The following is a 21,127-nucleotide window of genomic DNA, read 5'->3' on the forward strand; positions in this document are numbered from 1 at the left end:
GGGAATATCTAACAGAGAATCCGGAAAATGTATCGTATCTTGAAATTCGTTCTACTCCTCGGCATTATCGTGAGCTGTTCTCCTAAAAAGGAGCCTCCGGCATATAATATTCCCACTTCTTTCGCCGTTTCCGGAGACAAGGTCCGTTTGAGAAAAATCCCTTCGGATAAAGGAGAAGTGATCGCTTTATTGCGTAAAGGCGAGCCTTTAGAAATATTAGAATATGATAATTCGTATCCAGTTACGGTGCCCGGCACGAACGGCAGCTACGCGTACGGAATCTGGGTAAAGGTTCGGGTGGAAGGAAAATCGGAAGGATATATTTTCAGTCCGTATATCGGAACCAATATGGGAAAGGAAAATTCTCCGTCTTACATAGCGGTTTCTTCCGGAGGAGCGCAGGATAATTTTGCCTTAATGGGAGTTTCTTCCGCGGGAGTATTGGAAAACCATTCCGCCTATTATAACGGTATCGCAACCTTTTCGGATTCCGACTTAAAAAAGGATCTTACTCTTTTCGATTCTACCGGAACGGAGATCGGAGCCTTAAAGAATCCTAGAAAAGCTAAAAATCAGGATGATTGCTGTTTTGAGATCCGCTTAGAGGGAACCTATATTCCGAAATCTCCTGAATTTTCAAAGTCGAAAGCGGTGATCGGAAGAACGGTAGGATCTTATTCTCCTTCCATACCTATCGTCATAGAAGAGGATGTCCCGGAATCTATTCGAAAGGAAATTTGGGAAGATACGAATCGTCGTATCAAGTCCAGCTCTTTCGATATCCCCCTCAATTTTAAAATCGCGACTTGCCAGACTGATTGCAAATACCGTAGATTTCGAACCGGAAGCGGATTCGAATATTTGATTACCGAAAAAGTCGGCAATTTAGGGTATCACCCCGAGCCGGATACTGTGGAACCTTCTCCCCATGTATATAGGATAGATAGGATCGAATCCGGCAAATTGATTCACTTGAGTTTAATGTTCCAGTTTTCTTACCAAGGCGATACCGGAAAAACTTTTGCGGTTACGGATCTAAACGGGGACGGTTTACCCGAAATTTGGACGTATTGGAGCGGATACGAGTGGTGGTATTATACGATCACGGTTTTGAAAAAAGATTGGGTGATCCGGACTTATTTTGGAGGAGGCGGAGGGGTATGATTCGGTTTTATCCGATTTTCCTTTTGGTTTTTCTTCCTTTCTTCGGGAACGCTTTCGGAGAAGAGAAAGATATGCGTAAAACATTCTACTCGAAGGCGTTCGAGGTTTTGGCGGATGGATTTGCGGACGATTCCAACTCGAATCTTCAGTTTGCCGGGATTCGATTCGAAACCCAAGAAAAAGAGACCAAGCGTTTAGGAGAATATACGTATTCTTTTTCCTATTTTAGGACCGCTTTCATCCATGCGATTTCCAAGATCGGCGGTCGGAACATCCCTAGTCTGGGCAAATGTGGGAATAATTTTTGTTATATTTATAACTCCCTGCATCTGGATCGCGAAGATATGAAGGTAATGGACTCCATTATTAAAGAGAAGTTTCAGATCGCTTTTATTCGGAAATTCGAAAAGACAAAGATGGATAATTCGTTTTTCACATATTACAACGTAGCAGGAATCCGATATTTATTCGATCGATTATATATCGGTCCGAAAGCGGAAATACTGGGATTCTCCGCAAAGGATTTATATCGCTTCTCTTTTCGAACTTATTTGAGAAACCGATTGGAGATACTACAAACGATGCTATCGGATCCGAAACGTTTGGACTCCTGGACAAAGGATTATAAGCTCCGGTCAAATTCGGATCCCATGTTTACCGGAACTCTATATACTCAAGACGTAGCGGTTTCCGTTTGCGGTTCGAAAAACTATTGCGATCATCGTTTTGTGGGAATGATCCTTCGTAGGAATATGGACGGGACCTTGCCTACGGTCAGAAATATATTAAGAAAAATTACTCTAGATTACGATCCGGAATTATTCGAGCAATTTTCGGGAGCTCTTTGATGCGTTTCTCGATATCGCTCATTATTTTCTTCCGAGTCTATTGATCCTTCTTTTCTCTTGCGATCTAGTTGCGGAAAGAAAAATGGATCTTTCCCGTTTGGAAACAGTTCTGGAAAATTAGGAAAAGGTTATCCGAATCGGAGCAGGAAAAATATTCTGGATCCAGACCGAATGTTATGAATATTCTAAAAAAAATCCTATTCTGGTTCGGAGCTTTTGTCTCCCTTTTGATTCCTATATCCATGATTCTCGCTGAATCAGGGACTTGCACCCAAGGGGATGATTCCGTCTTCTTTCTTTTTACCCAAGTCGCCTTCGCTGTTTCCCTTTTTTGTCTGGTATTGAGCTGGTACGGCGTTCCGTCGGGAGGTTCGGTAGGACTCGTTTTGATCAGTCTTCCTTTCTTTTTATCCCTATATTTTTATATCGCATTCGTCCCAGTGTACTTCGTATATTCCACGATTCATGGTCTCGAGCTCTGCGACGTAGTTCAGTTCGATTTGGTGATCGGTAGTCCGATTCCCCGAGACGACGGATACGGGCCTGGAACTTTCTTTGCGAGATCCTACGCGATTGCGTCTCTCATACCCGTGATAGCCACCTTCTACCCTGTATATCGGGTTTGGAAGAATAGCTCCTTCTCCAGGAGAAATAAGTCCTAAGGAATATTGCTTATTCTTGTCAAAATCCGCGTATTTTCGCGTAAAAATAGCGGCGGATTTCGGGATTTTTCTTCGTCAAACAACAATAATACTAATCCTCTATCGGAGAATAGAATGAATCGAATTCCCTTTTGGGTTCCGCTAGCGAGTCTGCTAGTCTCCAGCGCTATTTTAGCACAAACGCCGACTTCCACTCCGCCTAAAAGCGGTACGACCCAACCAAAGGCGGAGACCGCCAAGACCCAGCCTAGTGAAAGAGAAACGACTAGCGATAAACCGGATCTTTACATCAACTCTCAGTCCTCTTTCGAGTTCAATTCCAAGGACGAAGGTTCTAGTGTGGATTATATCGAATACAAGATAGGCTCCGGCGATTATACCAAATATGTTTCTTCCATCACTCTCGTAAAAGAGGGCCTGACTAAGATCACTTACCGCGCCGTGGATAAAGCGGGTAATAAGGAACCCGAAAAGCATCTCTCGGTACTCGTGGACAATACTCCTCCTACGACTAAGATCGCTCCGAATTCTCCTCTTGTGGTGAATGATAATACGAATTACGGAACCAAGGGAGTTACTTATTCCATTACCGCTCAGGATAACCTTGCGGGAATCCAAGAGATCCGAGTCTCCATCAACGGAGCGGAAGCGAAGGTATACGACGGAAAACCGATCCAATTGGAGAAGGCCGGAGTGAATACCATCAAATTTTCCGCCACCGACAAATCCGGAAACACTTCCACCGATTCCGTTCTCGCGGTAACCGTGGATCAGGAAAAACCGACTGTGGAACTTTTCGGCTCCGCTCTAGTTACCGTAAAAGATAAGATTTACGTAAAGAACGGAAACTCATTCACGATCAAGGCAGCGGACACTCTTTCCGGAGTGAAACAAATCCTTTATAAATTGGATGGGGCCGATTGGAAGAATTACTCCGAACCGGTTCCCGTAGAGGCGCAAGGAAATCATACCATAGAGGCTAAATCGATCGACTCGGTCGGAAACGAAAGCGAGATCAAGAAAATCGCATTTATCGTGGATACCACTCCTCCCGAAACCAAGATACAGAAAGTGGATAATAAGCCGGCTTCTCCTAGTAAGCCTACAGCTTCTCCCTCTCCCGCAGCTTCCGCGGAGAATTAAAAATCTATTAAGTTACGAACTTTAACCTGAGAGGGATCCGATCGGATCCCTTTTTTATTTTCCTTGGAGTTCGGATCCCGTTTTTTTCCAATCAGGTTTTAAGGCTGTGACCTTCAGCTTATATTCCGCACGGTTACCGACCAAATCCGAAACGGATACTGTCATGGTATGCGATCCGTTCGGAAATCCGACGGGGCCTGTGTAGGAACTTGCAGGTCCCGATCCGATTTTATATTGCAAGGAAGCGACTCCGGTTCCTGTGACAGGGTCTTCGCAGCGAATGGATATCTGTCCGTTTTCGCTCAGATAATAAATTCCGTCTTCTCTCAGCTTTCCTTCCGTAGGGGCGAACACACATTGAGGCGCTCTTGCATCCATTAGAATGGGGATTTCGGAGACGATCGTATTACCCGCCTTGTCGCTAGCTTCCCAGCGAAGTACGGAAAGACCGTCTATTCCTTCGGAAGAGATGCGTATCGGCTTCTTGGCTTCGTCTCCGATTTTGACTATGCTAGTTTCCTGTCCGCTTCCGTCCTTGGCGGTAAGATATACGGAGATTTCTTCCATGCCGGAGCCTTCTTCCGTTATTTCCAAGGTGAGTTCCTTGCCGGACTTGATTTCCAAGAGTCCGGACGGGCCCTTCTTCTCTCCGATCAAACGAACTTGGGGAGGAGTGGTGTCCTTTAGATAGCGGGTTTTTTTGGGAGTTTCCTTATTTCCTAATATATCTTCCGAGTAGAATTCCACCTCGTTCCAACCTTCGTTGATGAGAGAAATGGATCCTTCGTATTTCTGCCATTCTCCTCCGTTGACACGATAAAAGGTGGAAACGGGAACCTGTTTGCCTGTGGCGATTCCGGAAGATCCGGAAGAAGAGGCCGCCTTCGGATCGCCTAAGGAAATTCTCAATTCTTCGGAGGCCGCTACGACCGTGGACGGTCTTTCTGCCGCGACCTTGGGAGCAGCAGCGAATTTTTCCGCTAAGGAAAGAACGGGAGAGGATACTCCCCGAATTCCTTCCGCGGTGATTCCGACTACTCTAATGAAGAATTTGGAGTCCTGGGAGCCGAATTCGTAGCGGAAATTTTTGGTTTTGTAGAAATGATGCACGTGACTGAACTCTCTTTCTTCCGAGAGTTCTATCAGATATTCGGCGGCACCCGTGCTAGGTTTCCAACGGACGCTGACTCTTTGTTGAACGGACCAAAGGATGTTCGAACAGACAAAGAGAAGAATAAGCGGTAAAACGGTTTTGTATTTTCTAATATAAGAACGGCTAAGCGTCACTCTAACTCCACCTTTTCGGGTAGTTTTTCCGGTTTACTAGGGGCCTGGCCTTTCACAACCGTAGTTCCGAATCCTGCGGGAACGGCAACGGTCTTTCCTTGTGCGGAGACTTCCAATTCTCCTTTATAGCAACCTACGGAAGTATTTTCCTCGTCTGCCGAATTCACGTATAACTCGGTACCTCTGACTCCTACCACGGCTACAGGAGTCACGACCAGAAATTTACGGGTTTCGTCTCCGGCTTTCTTGGGAGGAACCTTGGCATCCAGGTATCCGGATTTCAATTCGATCACTCCGGAGTCCTTATTGATCTTATAATCGGAAAACGTTTCCAGATCCGCTTTACGGATTTTGGCTAAGGTCTTTTCCCTCAATTCCAAGATTGTTCCACTCTTTGCGAAAGTGATTTTTACGTAAGAATTGGCATCCGTTTTTACCCAGTCTTCCGCACTGAGCAACTGATCTTTCGCAAGTTTGGACCAGGACGCAGGCAGGCCGTTTGCGGCGAAGTCTTTGGAGAATTGTGTCTGTCCTTTTTGGAAATCAGTGATCGCTATGGGACCCGAGGCAGGTTCTATTCTTTCTCCGGTGGCGGAGATCGTATCTTTTCTGAGGAAGCCTGGGATGAGTAGGGTAGTACCTTCTCGGATCAGGGAGGGGTTCGGGATCTCATTATATTTTAATAATTCTTTCCAGTTTCTAGGGTCTTGTAGGAACTCTTTCGCGATTTTGGAGAGAGTATCGTTCTTCTTTACTTTGTATTCGAAAACGTCCTCTTTGACTCCCTTTTTAGGCTCGGCTCCCAAGTGGAAGGCCAGAAATCCCGCCAATAAGATCAGAAGAATCGAACTACGAAAACGAGAAAATACGGAATTCTGAGAATGCATGGAAAACCCCGGTCCTAACAAAATAGGAGTACCTACTATAAGATGAAATTTTCAAGGAAATTCCAACAGGAAAATGGAAAGGCGACTCGAATACGGAAATTAGGTGGAAAAGCGGAAAGAAATTCCTTCTATTAGAAGGAGGTCTATTCGAAAACGATTGCCTAATTTCGGCGATAGGCAAGAATTTGAGCCTCTTTTTGGATAGGGTATGCCGGGTAATCTTCCACCATTTGTCCCTTTGGTTTTCGGCTCTACGATCTTCGCGATCCTCGGGTATTTTTTCTCACTGATCATAAGCACACGCAAAAGCTGGACGAGTTCTCTGATCATCTTCCTTTTTTTGGCGGCTTGGTTGGTCTTCCAGGCTTTCTTGAGTGTAAACGGTTTTTATTTGATAACGGATTCGATTCCTCCTCGCTTCTTGGCGATGATTCTTCCTCCTTTACTTCTGATTCTTTTCCTATTCTTATCGCCAAGAGGGAGAAACTGGTTGGACCGAATTCCTTTGGAAGGATTGACCTATCTGCATTTGGTTCGGATCCCGATCGAATTGGTCCTCTATTGGCTTGCAATGTACGGATGGATTCCCGTGGGCATGACTTTTGCCGGATGGAATTTCGACATATTGGCCGGAATGACTTCCCCGATCGCCGCATATTTTCTGCTACGCAATTCCGGATCCGCCGATCTTAGGGTATTTGTCTGGAATTTACTGGGTTTGGCGCTTCTTCTGAATATCGTGACGATCGGATTTCTTTCCGCCCCCGGGCCGTTCCAAATTCTATCCTTCGAGAGACCGAATTTAGGAATATTCCAGTTTCCTTATGTTTGGTTGGTTTCGATCGCGGTACCTTCCGTTTTGTTCGCACATCTCGTATCCGTTCGCAGATACCTCGTCTCCCGGTGAAATTTTCGAATCTTATCCGAAAGATCCCTCTGATCATTCTCGCGATCTGCATCTGGAATTGCTTTCCGGACATGGAGCGCAGGAAGAAATTGGAAAACGATTGGTTCAAGATAGAAGAGTCCCGATATGAAGCGAAATCGAAACGTTTACGTTTCAATATGAAAGGTCTGGTCCGAAATCCGGATCTGAAAGAGATCCGAATATTCGAATCCGAAGAAGAAGGTTCCGAAAATCGAATTCTGGAAAAGAAAGGACCGTTTCCGGCCGGGAAATTTTTCGCCTGGGAAGATCGGGACCCTAAGAAGGATATAGGATGGATTCGTAAGATAGGCGTTTCGAAAAGATGGATTCGCATCGAACTTGTGAATCTGTCCGGTGCGGAAACCGAGCTAAGATCCGAGATGCTCGTTTCCGAAAACGAAAAGAAAATCCTTAGAAAAGAATTCTCTATCGAAGCGGAAGGCGAAATCATACGCTTGGACGGAAGAGAATGGAAGGTCTTCTCCGAATTGAATACCAAGGAGCAGGCCCTTCTACAGTATATTCCTAAAGAGGAGTTTCCTCTTTTCTGGACCGAGATGGTTTCGATTCATGTATACAAACTGAAAAATTCCCAACCGGATCGAATTTACTCCTTATTGGAATCCACGAAAAAGAAGGACTGCCCCTCGGTCGTTTGGACGAAAGAGTCCAAAGACGGAGATGCGATCCTGCGATATTATTGGGAACATTCCGGTTGTGGTAGGCAACCCGCCATGGGAGAAGTGGCCCGACTCTTCCAGGGAGAATATGGAATTTATAATATACGATACGATAAGAAGGGTAAGATATCCGAATCGGAACGAAGAGGTTGGACTTCGCTTTTGGAAAAGATTCCGGGGAATTGAACCCTATGTATCTTATCCGTTTTAGAAAAAAGATCCTGATCGATTTTTTTCTGTCTTAGTTGGATCGTTTTCGTGATTCTATACAATAAATTAATTCATTCTAGGGGTATTACATGCTCGGAAATCTTGGGTATGCGGAATTACTGATGTTATTCATCGTCGTTTGCCTTTTTTTCGGTTTTTATTTCTTACCAACCATCATCGGGTATTTTAGGGAAAAGAAGCTCTTACCTATATTTTTGATCAATTTATTTACGGGTTGGATCTGTATAGGTTGGTTTTTGGCGCTTTGGCTAGTTTTGCGCAAAGAATCCTAAGAAAGGGCGGGGTTTGCAATGAACTCATATACGCATTTGGAATCGATTTTTATTCGGTAAATCATTTCCACATAAATTTTCCGATATCTATACCATCTTTTTAGGCACCTCGGCGGGATGGTGTTTCGGAAAAGAAGCGATTATGAAAGGGATTTAGGATAAGGGTTTTTTATCTTTGTCGAAGAACTTCTTATGGATCAGGTCTTGGATCAGATCCTTATCTTCGTCCGAAAGATTGAGAAAGATGACGTTCGCCTTTTTACCGGAAACACGGATGACTTCGGATTCCAGATCCATATTCTTTCCGTTGATCGTTCCGAAAAGATGGATCCTATCCCCTTCGAAGACGGAAGTTCTGGTTTCTAGTCCCGCTCCGCCGGTCCCTATATCCACGATGAAGACCGGAAATCTCTGGGTCTTACCTTTGACAGCGAACTCTCCGTCGATCGTGATTTTGACGCGAGCATTCTTCCTCTTCTGTTGAGAAGGGTCCCGGTATTCGTATTTATCGTCGAAAAGGGAATTCGTGCCCGCCATAAGGCAATTATGCAGAAGTTCGAAATTCAGTCAAAGTGAAATTGTATTCTTCCTCCGGTCCCTCTTCACATGGTTGGGAATTCTTGTAGGAGAATCGAACTTTCTCTCCTTCCAATGAAATTACCGTCCTAGACACTGTGTGCGCGTCTCTACGGTGCATGCAAGCGGAGAGAGCGCCTTTTTCCGGTATATGAGAAGATAGAAAATTTTTGGCGATCGAGACGAATCCGTCCGAGTCCGGTAATTCCTTAGGAAGAAATTCGGCTTCGAAGACTTCTCTTCTTACTACCTGAGCTTTCGGGCCCTGAGTGAAGGAGCTTCCAAAGACGGTAAAGGTTTCCTGATTCTCTTCGATCTCGTAGGACTTACCATCCCATATGAAGGCACGAGTGGATTCCAAGGTAACATGAAAGAGTTTGAACGGATAATAATGCTCTAATTCGGATGCGGAATAGGATTCCGGCGTTCTTTCTCCTAGAAGAATGGAACGTACTAGTAGTCCTCGACTGACCGGGTTCCGTAACAATTTCAAAGTCGCCTCGTAATAATTTACTAGACAGAATATCTCTCCCGTTCCGGTGATCCCGATCCAGGTTCCTCCCGCGTCCGCATCCACGGGGGCTATGGCCTTTCCGGTGGGAGATTCTAGGAGTCTGGGAAGGAGCGCGGGTTTTCTCTTAACGGACTCGTCCCGATTGAATCCCACACCCAGAATTTTTCTCGTAGGGTTCCTGTAAAAAATCGCCGTACACATGTTATTTGCCTGAAGTAAAGAGGAAGTCGATTCTCTGGTTCCGATCCGCTTCGTAAGGACCGTTTCCTGGAATCAGAGGTTGGGTTTCTCCGTAGCCTCTGAATTTATATCTTCCGAATTCGTAATCCTTTCCGAATAAGGATTGGAAGATTTTACGGGACTTCTCTTCGGAGGAACGTAGATTGAATTCGTCGTCTCCTAAATGAGAGGTATGATACTGCAATTCTATCTTGTACCCAGGAAATTTGGATAAAACGGATTTGATAAGAGAAGGCAGTGTCCACCATCTATCCTCGTAAAGACGATTGGGAACGGAGAATCGAAAGCCTTCCTTTTCTCGGACTATCAGAGTTCCTGTTTTGATATCCCCAAGTTCCAGCTCCGCTTCTCCGTTGAACACATCCTTGTAGTAGAGTACGGCGCGTATCGGAGCCAAAGAGCCGATTCTTCTTCCCTGGTCGTCCAGACCGTACCAAAGCAATCTTTCCGGAACGTTTCCCAGTCCCGACCAACTTCGGATGATTCGTTCTTCGGCGGTTTCTCCGTCTCCGTAAGATTCCAATAGATTGATTTTCCAGGATGCCGTGGATAGGCCTTTGGATTTCAGTCGAATTTCCAAAACGTCTTTTTGCCAATCCCCGTCGGGAGTGAAACCGTTCGGGGAAACGTCGTAGGAGAATTTAGGACGATCTCCTGTCAGGGAGAATTTCTTGGCTAGACTCGTAAATTTATCGTACCGACTATGAATCGTTAGGCGATAGAAATACGTTCCGGTTCCTAAAGGCTTTCCTTCCTTGTTCTTAGGCTCCCAGGTCCATTCCGCCGTCGGTTCTCCCAATCCTTTTTGGGAATATACCAGATTGTCGTCTTTGACTTCTCCTTTGAAGATCTCCCATTCGTAGGAATCCGATTTGAGTTTCGAGGAAGTGAAGGAAAGGAATTTGATTCGATTCAAAGGATTGGAAGGGTCGACAGGAAAGTATTCTCCGTCCGTATTTAAATCCGCACCGACCGATTCGTTTCGTACGGAAATATTTTCGATCGTATCCGTTGCCTCGTTGTTTGCCGGGTCGCGTCCGGTCAATTTATACTTATACAATCCGGGGGCCACGGGTTTTCCGTTGGAGTCGGTTCCGTCCCAAACGAGTTGGAAAGGCAGATCTCTGGTTCTCCATGTATAAGCCTTGAGAGATCTTCCTTCTGAATCCAGGAATTCTCCCGTGAAAAGATCGGCGGATTCTCCCGAAACTTTTTGTTGGATGATTACCTTGGCGAGATTGCGGTCCTCGGTAAGAAGCAGTTTGGTTTTACAATTCGCTTCCACTTTGGGAGGTCTCGAATCCAAATAGAAGGTCGCTTCTTCGGATAGAATCTTTTCCTTGTTCACCGTAAGAAGAAGTAATTGGTAAGTATAATATCCGTCTCCGACCAGATCTCCGTTTTCGTTCTCTCCGTCCCATTCCAAAGTCGAAGGTAGATAGATCTCTTCGGGAGCGAATTCGTTCTCGTCCGAAAAGAGCGTGAATCCTTTTTTACGGAGTTTCCCCGCCTCGAATTTTCGGACGGTTTCTCCGGAAGCGCTTCGGATAGTAAGTTCCCAATCCTGGAGTTTGGGGAGAGAGGAAGTCTGGATATTGAATTTTAAATAATCCGAATTACCGTCCCAATTGGGAGAGAAGGTGGATGAGTCCGTGGTGATGAGGGAGTTTCCGAATAAGGAACCGGAGAGGAAGATTCCTAAAACGGGAAGGGCATAGCGGATTTTGCCGATCATGCTCCCAGAAAAAACGGGAGTGCAAAAAATGCACGGCATTTTCGGTTTTAGGATTTATCTTCCAGTTTTCTGGTCCGTATGGATCCTAGATGGATTCCAGTGTCCGGTATGTCCGCTTTTTCGGTGTACCTTTTCAAAGCGAATGTGACCGAAGCGAAAGCGATCTCGTCCCAGGGAATTTCATGCGGGTGAAAAAGTTTGACCTCTTCGGATTCCGGACTTGTAGAGAATGTTCCGTCGATCAGATTCGCAAGAAAGAACATATAGATCTGGCTGATATGAGGGATGCTATACACCGAATGCAGTCGCAGTATATCGATCTTAGCGTTCGCTTCCTCTTCCGTTTCTCTCGCCGCTCCTTCTTCTACAGTTTCCTTGTTTTCCAAAAACCCTGCCGGTAGAGTCCAATATCCCTTTCTGGGTTCTATGGCTCTCTTGCATAATAGGATCTTTCCTTCCCAAACAGGAATCGTTCCAACGATGACTTTAGGATTTTGGTAGTGAATCGTCCCGCAACTATCGCATACGTATCTGGGTAAACTGTCCCCTTCGGGGATTTTCAAAGATACGGAAGAGCCGCAGATGCTGCAGAATTTCATGATTTCGAAAACCTTCTCCAAGCCAATACCGCTTCCATTAATAACCAAACGGTGAGAATAATCAGGAAGCCTCCGACTCCGGCTAACAGATAGCTGGGCGAAGGAGAGAATAGGAAGTCGTAGAAGTTCACCACCATAGCCCAAAGGGTCGCCGACAAAACGAAGACCATGGGGATAAAGCTAATCCAGGTTTTCTTTTTAGAATATAAGAGATAAACGGTCACTACGAGTAAGGCAAGACCGGCTAGCAATTGGTTGGTCGTTCCGAATAATTTCCATAATGCAAGACCTGCGGTGGTCTTTTTACCTCCTTGGTCGATTTGCAAGAAGGCGAAGAATCCGATCGCCACGCAGGCGAGTATACTGGAAACGTATCTGTCTCCCATAACCTTTCGGATCCATTCGGATCGGAAGCTCTCCGCAATTTCTTCTATATTATATCTTAATAATCTGGTTGCGGAATCGAGGGAAGTGAGCGCAAAACTAACGACGATTAAGGCGATGAATCCTTGCGCGAAGGATTCGCCGAATCCTAGTTGGGAGATGAATCTTCCCGTTCCGTATATATAGGCGCCGACCGAGGGCGCGAGTCCCTGGATTCCCGCCCAGGATTTATAGAAGGCGGCCCATTCTCCTGCGGATGCGAATCCTATCGTACACGCCACCACGGAAGTGAGTCCTAGTAAGGATTCTCCGATCATTCCTCCGTAGCCTATCGCTCTTGCATCCACTTCTCTGTCCAATTGCTTGGCGGTGGTGCCCGAGCTGACTAACGCATGGAAACCCGAGACCGCTCCGCAGGCGATCGTGATGAACACGAAAGGAATGATGTCCATTCCGACACTTTCCGAACGGATAGCCTCTGCGTTGAAACTGGAAAATTCTCCGAAGATGCTTCCCTTGAAGAAACCCAGATAGATTGCGATGATTCCTATATACAATAAGAAAGAATTAATATAATCCCGGCTTTGTAATAGTAACCAAACAGGCGTAACGGAAGCTATGAAGGCGTAAGCTAAGAGTAGAATTTTCCATACGGGAATGCTAGGAGATCGGTTCGGATCGTTCAAACCGGTCCAAGTCAGAATCGAATCATCCATTCCCAGAACCATGACGACCAGCGTCAAAGCGACGGAGACGAAAGTCAGAGGTCCTAGGCTTGCTCCCTTTTTATAATGCAACCAACCTACGATCACTGCGAATAACATGATCCCGACTGTAGGAATCACAGCCTCCGGAAAATTACTTCTGAGTTTAATGGGAGAAGAAGGGGTTTCCACCCGGACTTCCGTTGGATGAGTATGATCTTTTAAATTCGGTGCGGATTCCTGAACCTGAGCGACGGGGGCGGTCGGAGCGGGTTTTGCCTTGGGAGCGGAAAACATATCCGCGAGAACGATCACAAATACTCCCATAGCAAGAGCCACTAAGAAGAATATGATCGCATGGAATAGACTTCTGGCCCTAGGTCCGAGTAGATCCTGCGCGACCTGTCCTATGGACTTTCCTTGGTTTCTTACGGAAACTACCAGGGCTCCGAAATCGTGAACGCAACCCACGAAGATTCCGCCCAAGACCACCCATGCCATTGCGGGTAGCCAACCCCAGATAACTGCGACCGCCGGTCCTAGAATGGGAGCGAGTCCCGCGATCGATGCATAATGGTGGCCGAAGAGAACCGCGGGTTTTGTAGGAAGATAATCGACTCCGTCGTTGAGTTTATGAGCCGGAGTATCCCCGCTCGTATTTTTTAATTCGAAGACCGATTTTGCTAAAAATCCGGAATAGAATTTATAACCTAGAAAATAGAGTAAGAAGCAAACAAGAACGGCGAGAAGGGGTAACATGGGGGAAAAGTCCTGTTTTAGCCGGTCCCGATCAAATCTTTTTTATCGGGAAAAGGAATGGACAAACTCGATCTAAGCGGGAGGGTCTAAAGAAAGGATCCACCTTTGAACGCTCGCAGTTACGACCAAGTCAGATCTTCTATCGAAGACGTAATTTTCGAAATACAATCCTCAAGTACGGATTGCGAGTGGTTTATCTCCGCGGAAAAGCTTATCGAAATTTTGCAGCTCCGAAGGGAGGATTATTTCAAGATTCTGTATTCTCTAAGAGGGGAAGCGGAATATAGTTCCAAGGGTTCCCACGGTTTCAGCCAAGACAGGGGTGATAAGCTCATCCTACTTTTGGAGAAAATCTTCAAAATCGAAGGAATAGAAGCGGAATTTGCGAGAGCGGGAGTTTATTTCGACGATATCTATCTGGACGAGTTACGTATTTTCTTACGAGAAATCATTCTCTCCAAGCTGGAAAAGCACGAGCTGGACAAGGATCTATTATTACTTCTCATTTCCTCCACGAAAAAATTCGAGGACGCGTTCGATTCCTATTTCGACGATAAATTCGATATCGCAAGACTGGCAGATAACGGTATCGCGGAATATCTGGAGTTAAAGTCCTTTTCTCCCGATTTCGGTGCGGACGTTTTCCTAAGAAACTATTTCTTCCAGATTCTGAATACGAAGCTTTTTCCTTTGCGGCAGATCACTTCCGAATACAGGGATCGGGCTTACTACGAGATTTTCGGAAAATTCCGCCAAGAAGAGAGGGAGAAATCGAAACGCAAGAAGGCCGGATTCGCCGGTAAGAAATTTCGATCCGGTGCGGTTTACTTCGAGGACCAGGAGACCAGGGAGCATCGGGAATTTCTGGGATTGTCGGAAGATTATAGCAAAGCTGACTTGAGGAACAAATACAAAGAACTTATCAAGAAATACCATCCCGACGTAAACAAGGAAGGCTTGGAGATGACCCAACGAATCATCGCTTCCTATAATTTTCTGGTCATGAAAGACGCTCGTTAAGACCTCTCGATCGGTCTATTCTTCTCAAGAAAAACTAACGCTGTATTTTGGGAAGATTCTTCCATTGTGCGTCCGCCTTGGAGATATTTCCCGGGATATCCCTTTCCCAAAAACCGTTTACTTTTTCGTTATAGTTTAGATAGAGTTTTCCGTTCACGATTTTCCAAGCCTTTGGATCGATTTCGTACGTTTCTCCGTCTCTCATCGCGTATGCGCAGTACCCTCCGTACTGCGGGGCAAATCCTTCGGGGTTCTTACGGAAAGCTTCCAGATTTTTCTTCGAGGAGAATTTCCAGTCCGCTCCTTTCCAATGCAGTTTGAAATCCTCTTTACCGGCTTTCGGCGCCGAATCCAAAAAATACGCCACCGGATCGTATCCTCGGATGGCGGTTCTACCGTCGTCTTTAAATACCGGATCCGCTAATTGTCGTCCGGAGCAATCGATTACGAATAAAACGAAAAGAAAGAAGAAAAAATACGACTTGTTCATGTATCCAAATTCGTATTCCATCGAAATTAGTTACAGGTTCGGGAAACGGAAATACATTGTCTAAGATCGGGATCGGACTACGAAGAGAACATTACGCCTATTTGAGAGAAGGCGGAAAAGTGCGCGCAGGCTGGTTCGAGGCGATCACCGAAAATTATATGGATAGCAAGGGAAAGCCTTTGGAGATGCTCGAATTTATTCGAGCCGACCATCCGATCGCATTGCACGGAGTTTCCCTTTCCGTATTGGGAGAAAAATTTCCCGACGACAAATACCTTAAAAACTGGAAAGAATTGATCGAAAGGATCCAGCCGTTTCTAGTTTCCGATCATCTGTGTTGGACGGAAAGCGGAGATGCGCATTTGCACGATCTACTCCCTTTTCCTTTTACCCGGGAATTTTTGGATTTTGCCTCGGATCGCGTAGACAGGATACAGAATATCCTGGGGCGACAGATACTATTGGAGAACGTATCCACATATTTGAGATTCAAGAACGATAGCATGTCAGAATGGGACTTTCTGGGAGAATTGTCCCGTAGGAGCGGATGCGGAATTCTATTAGATATAAATAATATATATGTAAATTCGGTAAATCACGGATTCCCTGCGGAAGTATATCTGGATTCCGTTCCTTGGGAAAACGTAAAACAGATCCATGTCGCAGGTTATACGGATACCGGAGATTTTTTATTCGATACTCACTCTCGTCCTGTTTCCGAGGGAGTCTGGAAATTGGCTGCACGCTTTTCTTCGAAACTACGGGATCTACCGATCCTTCTTGAGTGGGACGACGAGATTCCTAGTTTCAGAGAGGTAGAAGAGGAAGCGTTCAAGATGAATAAAATCCTTAATGCGGAAAATCGGTTATGAATCCGAACGAATTCCGCAAAGAATTTTCGGAATCGATTCGAGGAGATTCCTTCTCGCCGATCTTGGAATCTTTGATCCTGCCGGGAGGATCCCTGAATACGCTCCAAGCATTAAAAGTTTATAAAGAAGGTTATTTGGCTCGCCTCATCCAAGCTTTAGGAGAAAAATTTGAAACGGTGTGGAGAATTTTAGGAGACGATGGATTTTTCGAGGTATGCTCCGAATATATTCTAAGATTTCCTTCTCGAACCTATAATTTATCCGATTACGGCGAGCGTTTTCCTTTCTTTCTAAAAGAGAGATTCGAGGAGCATGCTTTTATATCGGAGATAGCGGATTTGGAACTCAAGCTCTCTGAAATCTTTCATTTGAGCAAGAATGAAAGATTCGAATTGCAAAACGCGTTCCATGAAGCTAACCCTGAAGATTTGCGCTTAGAGTTCCATGAGTCCTTGCAGTTTTTGAAGTATGCACATAAGATTCTTCCTCTCTGGAAAAACAGAAAGTCGGAAGAAAGCGGGGGACTTCCGGTTTACGAAACTCAATTTGTTCTGATCGGAAAAGAAGGGAACGATTTACTGGTCCGGGAAATAGGAGAATGGGATTGGAAATTCGGAAGGGAATTATCGAAAGGAAGTTCAGTTTTGGAAGCGGTCGAATCGTCCGGAAATCCTCCGAATGGAATACAATCCGTTTCCGAATTCCTTTCCGGACTGACTCGGGCTTCTCTTATAAGAGGGATTAAGATTTCTTAAAATTCCCTTTCTTAGAATCGCAGTCTTTTTTGGTCATCGAAATCCATCCTTGGCCCTTGCAGGAATTTTTTCCCGCGCAAGAATGGCCTTTTCCACCGCAGTCTCCGGTTCCTTTGCAGGAGTTAATGCCGTGACATTCTCCTTTGGAGGAGTCTTCGGATGGAGCGGTCTTGTTTTCGGCAATAGCTCCCGTTGCGAAAAGGCCCGTTAAAGCGGCTCCGATGATTAGGTTTTTGGTAACTTCGTTCATTGCGTCCCTCAAAATTCGTATCGATCCGGAAAGGATCCGAAACGAATTCGATAAACCTAAATCTAGGTTACGCTGGAAACAAACATTTTTTGGAAGATAAGATAAGTAAAATGGAAAAGCGAGCCCGAGGCCGAAAGACCTCGGGGTTTGAGAGAAGGGATTACTTCGCCGGAGCTGCGGGAACCGCTTGTCCTTCGATTTGGATCGTAACTTCTTCTCCTACTAGAACTCCGCCGGTTTCGAGGGTTTTGTTCCAGGTAAGTCCGAAATCGGTTCTTTTGATTTTGGTTTCTGCTTCGAAAGCTAGTTTTTGATTTCCCCACGGGTCTTTAGCGGATCCGAGGAATTTTACGTTAAGAACTACGGGCTTGGTCACGCCTTTGATCGTTAGGTCGCCTTTGACTTTGGAAACTCCGCCTTTCTTAATGTCCGCATTGGCCACTTTGAAAGTCAGTTCGGGGTATTTATCCACGTCGAAGAAGTCGCCTTTTTTCAAGTGAGCGTCTCTGTCGGAGTCGTTGGTATTGATGGAAGATGCTTTAATGGTCACATCCAGTCCGGTCAATGCGTTCGTTTTTTCGTCAAAGCCGAATTTACCGCTGAATTCTTTGAAATTTCCGTTCACATTCGCGATCGCCAAATGCTTTACTTTAAATCCAACGCCGGTGTGGGAAGAGTCGATTTTGTAATCTCCTGCTTGAAGACTTCCTAGAGCGAATAGCACTAGAAGGCCTGAAACGAGTAGGGTTTTATTTTTCACTGGGAAATTGCTCCTAAGTTATTATTCTTTTAGACAAGATTCCGGGTGTAATGTTAGTAATTACAAGTAAATTAACGGAAAAAATCGCAAAACCTCTCGGGTTCTTTCCGTTTGATTTTCCAGTAGGGCAATGGATTATGACAAGGCAAATCACCGAACGGATTTTAAAATGGATCCGATTCTCGCATTCGGAAGGCAGGAATGAAAATTTCGAAAAATCTGCGTAATCTATTCGGATGGATCGGAATTTTATTCTGCTTAATATTAGTTTTTATCCTAACGCGTCCTAAATATTCCACCTTCGAAGACGCCCAATTAAAATCCCTGCAGGCGTACGGTTTGCTTTCCTCCGCTCTCTCTTCGGAAGCTCTTCCTTATCCCGGAGAAAGTCTGGATCCGAAACTGGATTTCTTTCCTCTAGAAAATCATATTTTTATTCAAGGTAAGCCGATCGGAGTTTTTCCTATCGCTTTGGCTTATATAGCCGTTCCTATTCTTTATCTTTTCGGTTTCGGCGGGCTTCCTTATATCAGCTTAGCCGGACTGGTTTTTATTCTTTGGCAATTACGTAGATTTTGGAATTTTTCCAATTCCTTTCTGGTAATCGGCCTTTTGGGCACTTACTTGTTTTCTTTAGCAGTGGAATATTCGGAAATTACGATTTTCCTTTCCTTGCTTTCCTTGAGCATTCTATTCCTTTTCCGTAGGAAATATCTATATTCTGGACTCTTCGTGGGAGCTTCCGTATGGTTTAGGCACGAGGGGATTTTATACGCCGCGTCGACGCTTTTATCGATATGGATACTGGAGGGTTTTCCTCCTTTTCCTAAATCTAAAAGAAAGTTGGATTCGAACACATTCAAGTTCCTTTACGGATTTCTGATATTGTTCCTCGCCTTCTTATTATTCAATTGGATACGGTATTCCGAACCTATGGGGCCTAGATTTTCCGCGAATTTCGGCCAGGATGCGGTTATGCGATCCATGCCTAGATTCTATTTGGTAATAGGCTTCCTTTTTCTTAATTGGAAGAATAACCCTTTTTTGATCGGATTCTTCCTGTATATGCCATTCGCTCTTTACGTGCTCGGTTCCTATATTCGGTCTTTCGGAAGACTTTCGGAAAGGAGAAAGGCCTTAATACTAAGTACGATTCTATTTCTATTTATGGTTGTCTTTACGGCGCCTAATACGGGAGGAATCGATTTCGGTCCCCGTTATCTGTCGCCCGCGATCCTACCTGTACTCTTACTTTCCAGATGGTTATGGATCAGAAAATTCTCAAGGCTTAAGAAGAATGCGGTGAAATTCCTATATTCCCTGTCTTTTGCGATTCCGATTTTACTTACTGTTTTAGGCGTCGCTACCCTGATCGCAGGCAGAAAGGAAAACGAAACGATTTTGAATCATCTTCGGAATCTGAACGTAGACGTTTACGTCTTTCATAACCAATCGGTCGTCTTTTTTTTGGAAAGGGATTACGTTCTCAAAAAAGTATTTTGTTCTCCTACGGAGTCCGGAATTTACGAATTGTTGGATAGAATTCGTAAAGAAGGTAAGGAGACTACTAGGGTCGCATTCGTTCAATTTAAGGACGATCCCATTACCGCTTACAAGCTGGAGACTCCCAGAAAGGATCCTCTGACTGGATCTATGATCCGACCCAAGCCTTGGAATAAGGAGACGCTGGATCGGGGATTATCCGGGAGAATGAGCGATCTGAAATTCTCTCCTTATAAATTATTCGATATTTGGGTCGGTTCGATTTCGGAAAAATGAAAACTCTTACAATAGAAAAATCCTTCCTCCTTTTCTGTGTTCTTTATTTTGCCGCTTTGATTTTCATAAAGCCTTGGGAATCGATCTTTTCGGATCAATTATTAAAGTTCCACCAATCTTATTCCATGCTTAAATCTGGATTTTCTTCGGAGAATCTGATTTATCCTTCTTTGGATATCGATCCGAATTACGATTATTTTCTTTGGAAGGCTCCGATGGTTTTTCGAATCGGAGAGAGAATGATCGGACAATATCCGATATTCTTAACTCTATTGGTGGCTCCCGTTCTAGTCTTCGGTTGGATTCCCATCGTTTCCATTTATTTGGGAACGATGAATCTAATCTCCGCGTACATTCTGAAACGATTTTGGAATCTATCCTTCTTTTGGATCCTTTTCGCATTCTTCGGTACGTATATATTTCTCATGGGGCCGGAACTTTCCGAACATCCTCCTCTTCTTTTACTGGAATTGTCGGGTCTGACTTTCTTCTTCCGTTCCAGAGAGAATCGACTGAATGGAAGTATCGCGGGCTTACTCCTGGGAATAGGAGTTTGGCTAAGATTGGAGCTGATCGTTTTCTACGCTCTATTTTGGGGGGCAGGTTGGATCGTTTACGGAAAAGATTGGTGGAAGAAATCATTTTGGACTTCCGTAGCGTTTTCCTTAACGGTTCTCGCATTATTATTATTTCATACTCTCGATTATCAGCATCCTATAGGCCCTAGATATTTTCAAAACTTCAATACCGGCAAGAACGAAGGGACCGTTTGGGAGAGGGCTTTCAATATTCTCGTAGGCGAGTATTCGATGCCCGGACTTCTTCTTTGCTTACCGGTTTTAATTCCCCTCTTAATTCTATTATTGGATAAGGGACTTAGGCAAAGAATTCGAAAAGAATTTTTACATTTAGCGATCGTCGCCTATAGTTTTTGTCTTCTCATCGCATTCTTGGCCCCCAACGACGGAGTTTCCAACTGGGGACCTAGATACGTCGGGTTGGCATTATTCCCATTCGTATTGACTCTGCACGAGATCTGGACCGCTTCTGGATGGAAATGGAAGGAATCCAAAACCAATATTCTATTTTCAGTTTTGATAATATATTCTTTCGTTATGACGGTCGCGGGTGTCGTACAATACAAGAAAACGGCTAAGGAGATGCGTTCGATTCGCTCTTTGTATCATTCTAACGAATATAGGACTTCCGGCGTGTCCACATACTTGTTTCTGGACGAGATGCTTTGCGGCAGTTCCGGACAGATCTATTTTCGAAAACGGGTTCTTTGCGTTCAGGACGAAAGCGATGGGGTTAAGATGGATAGACTACTGGGGGAGATTTCGAAAGAAGAGAAGGGGACCAAGGTCGCTTTCATTTCTTACGGGGACGGAATTAAAGAATACGCCGCAAAATTACCGAAGACCGATCATAGAGCGATGAACGAATACAGAGAGAAAGTACTATCCGAAGCGGAAAGAAAGCCGCTATGGTTGGATCGTATGAATAGACTTTGGAAACAGGGTGAAATCGAAAAGAAAGGTCTTTGGGAATACCGCGAGTACGAAATTCCCGAAGAATCTAAGTAATT

The 21,127-nt window shown here is 44.9% G+C and carries 22 protein-coding genes; 12 read left to right on the forward strand and 10 right to left on the reverse strand.

What is annotated here, in order from left to right; genetic code table 11:
• Positions 1-27 precede the first annotated feature (27 nt).
• From LEP1GSC061_RS17420 to ompL47, 4 genes are all read left to right on the forward strand, one after another.
• The gene (locus LEP1GSC061_RS17420) at positions 28-1,164 is read left to right on the forward strand and encodes an SH3 domain-containing protein (protein WP_040509091.1); all 1,137 of its coding nucleotides are present in this window, start codon (positions 28-30) and stop codon (positions 1,162-1,164) included.
• Positions 1,161-2,012 carry a hypothetical protein gene (locus LEP1GSC061_RS17425; protein ID WP_016546220.1) on the forward strand — a complete coding sequence of 284 codons (852 nt, stop codon included), beginning with the start codon at positions 1,161-1,163 and terminating at the stop codon, positions 2,010-2,012. The genes LEP1GSC061_RS17420 and LEP1GSC061_RS17425 overlap by 4 nt, the downstream gene beginning before the upstream one ends.
• Positions 2,013-2,188: 176 nt before the next feature.
• Positions 2,189-2,674 carry a hypothetical protein gene (locus LEP1GSC061_RS17430; protein ID WP_040509883.1) on the forward strand — a complete coding sequence of 162 codons (486 nt, stop codon included), beginning with the start codon at positions 2,189-2,191 and terminating at the stop codon, positions 2,672-2,674.
• Between the two features lie 114 nt (positions 2,675-2,788).
• Complete coding sequence (ompL47, locus tag LEP1GSC061_RS17435; protein ID WP_016546010.1) at positions 2,789-3,817, forward strand: multi-beta-barrel domain surface protein OmpL47; 1,029 nt, start codon at positions 2,789-2,791, stop codon at positions 3,815-3,817.
• A gap of 54 nt (positions 3,818-3,871) precedes the next feature.
• Here the strand turns inward: ompL47 and LEP1GSC061_RS17440 are convergent, their stop codons facing one another.
• Both LEP1GSC061_RS17440 and LEP1GSC061_RS17445 read right to left on the reverse strand, forming a co-directional pair.
• Positions 3,872-5,104, reverse strand: coding sequence for a hypothetical protein (locus LEP1GSC061_RS17440; RefSeq protein WP_016546141.1), 1,233 nt, complete (start codon positions 5,102-5,104; stop codon positions 3,872-3,874).
• The gene (locus tag LEP1GSC061_RS17445) at positions 5,101-5,991 is read right to left on the reverse strand and encodes a LysM peptidoglycan-binding domain-containing protein (protein ID WP_016546078.1); all 891 of its coding nucleotides are present in this window, start codon (positions 5,989-5,991) and stop codon (positions 5,101-5,103) included. The genes LEP1GSC061_RS17440 and LEP1GSC061_RS17445 overlap by 4 nt, the downstream gene beginning before the upstream one ends.
• 208 nt (positions 5,992-6,199) lie before the next feature.
• Here LEP1GSC061_RS17445 and LEP1GSC061_RS17450 point away from each other — a divergent pair, with 208 nt between their 5' ends.
• The 3 genes from LEP1GSC061_RS17450 to LEP1GSC061_RS17460 all read left to right on the forward strand — a co-directional run bounded on the left by LEP1GSC061_RS17450 (position 6,200) and on the right by LEP1GSC061_RS17460 (position 8,102).
• Complete coding sequence (locus LEP1GSC061_RS17450) at positions 6,200-6,898, forward strand: hypothetical protein (protein WP_016546890.1); 699 nt, start codon at positions 6,200-6,202, stop codon at positions 6,896-6,898.
• Entirely contained in the window at positions 6,895-7,785 is an 891-nt protein-coding gene (locus LEP1GSC061_RS17455) for a hypothetical protein (protein WP_016546764.1), read from the forward strand. The genes LEP1GSC061_RS17450 and LEP1GSC061_RS17455 overlap by 4 nt, the downstream gene beginning before the upstream one ends.
• A gap of 113 nt (positions 7,786-7,898) precedes the next feature.
• Positions 7,899-8,102, forward strand: coding sequence for a superinfection immunity protein (locus LEP1GSC061_RS17460; RefSeq protein WP_040509094.1), 204 nt, complete (start codon positions 7,899-7,901; stop codon positions 8,100-8,102).
• Between the two features lie 153 nt (positions 8,103-8,255).
• Here the strand turns inward: LEP1GSC061_RS17460 and LEP1GSC061_RS17465 are convergent, their stop codons facing one another.
• From LEP1GSC061_RS17465 to LEP1GSC061_RS17485, 5 genes are read right to left on the reverse strand one after another with little or no spacing between them, the layout of a single operon-like run.
• Positions 8,256-8,639, reverse strand: coding sequence for a PilZ domain-containing protein (locus LEP1GSC061_RS17465; RefSeq protein ID WP_016546503.1), 384 nt, complete (start codon positions 8,637-8,639; stop codon positions 8,256-8,258).
• Positions 8,640-8,646: 7 nt separating this feature from the next.
• The gene (locus LEP1GSC061_RS17470) at positions 8,647-9,393 is read right to left on the reverse strand and encodes an NRDE family protein (protein WP_016546382.1); all 747 of its coding nucleotides are present in this window, start codon (positions 9,391-9,393) and stop codon (positions 8,647-8,649) included.
• Position 9,394: 1 nt separating this feature from the next.
• The gene (locus tag LEP1GSC061_RS17475; protein WP_016546292.1) at positions 9,395-11,167 is read right to left on the reverse strand and encodes a hypothetical protein; all 1,773 of its coding nucleotides are present in this window, start codon (positions 11,165-11,167) and stop codon (positions 9,395-9,397) included.
• Between the two features lie 47 nt (positions 11,168-11,214).
• Positions 11,215-11,766 (reverse strand): NUDIX hydrolase, encoded by a 552-nt coding sequence (locus tag LEP1GSC061_RS17480; protein WP_016546157.1) that lies wholly within the window; start codon positions 11,764-11,766, stop codon positions 11,215-11,217.
• Positions 11,763-13,613, reverse strand: coding sequence for a carbon starvation CstA family protein (locus LEP1GSC061_RS17485; RefSeq protein WP_016546222.1), 1,851 nt, complete (start codon positions 13,611-13,613; stop codon positions 11,763-11,765). Before LEP1GSC061_RS17485 ends, LEP1GSC061_RS17480 begins: the two co-directional genes overlap by 4 nt.
• 105 nt (positions 13,614-13,718) lie before the next feature.
• Here LEP1GSC061_RS17485 and LEP1GSC061_RS17490 point away from each other — a divergent pair, with 105 nt between their 5' ends.
• Positions 13,719-14,633: a DnaJ domain-containing protein gene (locus tag LEP1GSC061_RS17490; protein WP_016546182.1), complete on the forward strand. Its 915-nt coding sequence runs from the start codon at positions 13,719-13,721 to the stop codon at positions 14,631-14,633.
• Positions 14,634-14,667: 34 nt separating this feature from the next.
• Here the strand turns inward: LEP1GSC061_RS17490 and LEP1GSC061_RS17495 are convergent, their stop codons facing one another.
• Positions 14,668-15,123, reverse strand: a complete 456-nt coding sequence (locus LEP1GSC061_RS17495; protein WP_040509884.1) for a YHS domain-containing (seleno)protein — start codon at positions 15,121-15,123, stop codon at positions 14,668-14,670.
• Positions 15,124-15,179: 56 nt separating this feature from the next.
• Here LEP1GSC061_RS17495 and bufB point away from each other — a divergent pair, with 56 nt between their 5' ends.
• Positions 15,180-15,995, forward strand: a complete 816-nt coding sequence (gene bufB / locus LEP1GSC061_RS17500) for an MNIO family bufferin maturase (protein ID WP_016546121.1) — start codon at positions 15,180-15,182, stop codon at positions 15,993-15,995.
• Positions 15,992-16,750: an HvfC/BufC N-terminal domain-containing protein gene (locus tag LEP1GSC061_RS17505; protein WP_016546308.1), complete on the forward strand. Its 759-nt coding sequence runs from the start codon at positions 15,992-15,994 to the stop codon at positions 16,748-16,750. Before bufB ends, LEP1GSC061_RS17505 begins: the two co-directional genes overlap by 4 nt.
• Here LEP1GSC061_RS17505 and bufA2 read toward each other — a convergent pair.
• On the reverse strand, positions 16,737-17,000 hold the full coding sequence (gene bufA2, locus LEP1GSC061_RS17510; RefSeq protein WP_016546637.1) for a BufA2 family periplasmic bufferin-type metallophore: 264 nt from the start codon (positions 16,998-17,000) through the stop codon (positions 16,737-16,739). The genes LEP1GSC061_RS17505 and bufA2 overlap by 14 nt on opposite strands.
• A gap of 160 nt (positions 17,001-17,160) precedes the next feature.
• On the reverse strand, positions 17,161-17,760 hold the full coding sequence (locus tag LEP1GSC061_RS17515; protein ID WP_016546856.1) for a YceI family protein: 600 nt from the start codon (positions 17,758-17,760) through the stop codon (positions 17,161-17,163).
• A 201-nt stretch (positions 17,761-17,961) separates the two neighbouring features.
• Here LEP1GSC061_RS17515 and LEP1GSC061_RS17520 point away from each other — a divergent pair, with 201 nt between their 5' ends.
• Both LEP1GSC061_RS17520 and LEP1GSC061_RS17525 read left to right on the forward strand, forming a co-directional pair.
• Complete coding sequence (locus LEP1GSC061_RS17520) at positions 17,962-19,539, forward strand: LA_3751/LA_3752 family putative glycosyltransferase (protein ID WP_016546195.1); 1,578 nt, start codon at positions 17,962-17,964, stop codon at positions 19,537-19,539.
• Positions 19,536-21,125 (forward strand): LA_3751/LA_3752 family putative glycosyltransferase, encoded by a 1,590-nt coding sequence (locus tag LEP1GSC061_RS17525; protein WP_016546418.1) that lies wholly within the window; start codon positions 19,536-19,538, stop codon positions 21,123-21,125. Before LEP1GSC061_RS17520 ends, LEP1GSC061_RS17525 begins: the two co-directional genes overlap by 4 nt.
• Positions 21,126-21,127 lie beyond the last annotated feature (2 nt).

The organism is Leptospira wolffii serovar Khorat str. Khorat-H2 (assembly GCF_000306115.2).
In the GTDB taxonomy this organism is placed as follows: domain Bacteria; phylum Spirochaetota; class Leptospiria; order Leptospirales; family Leptospiraceae; genus Leptospira_B; species Leptospira_B wolffii.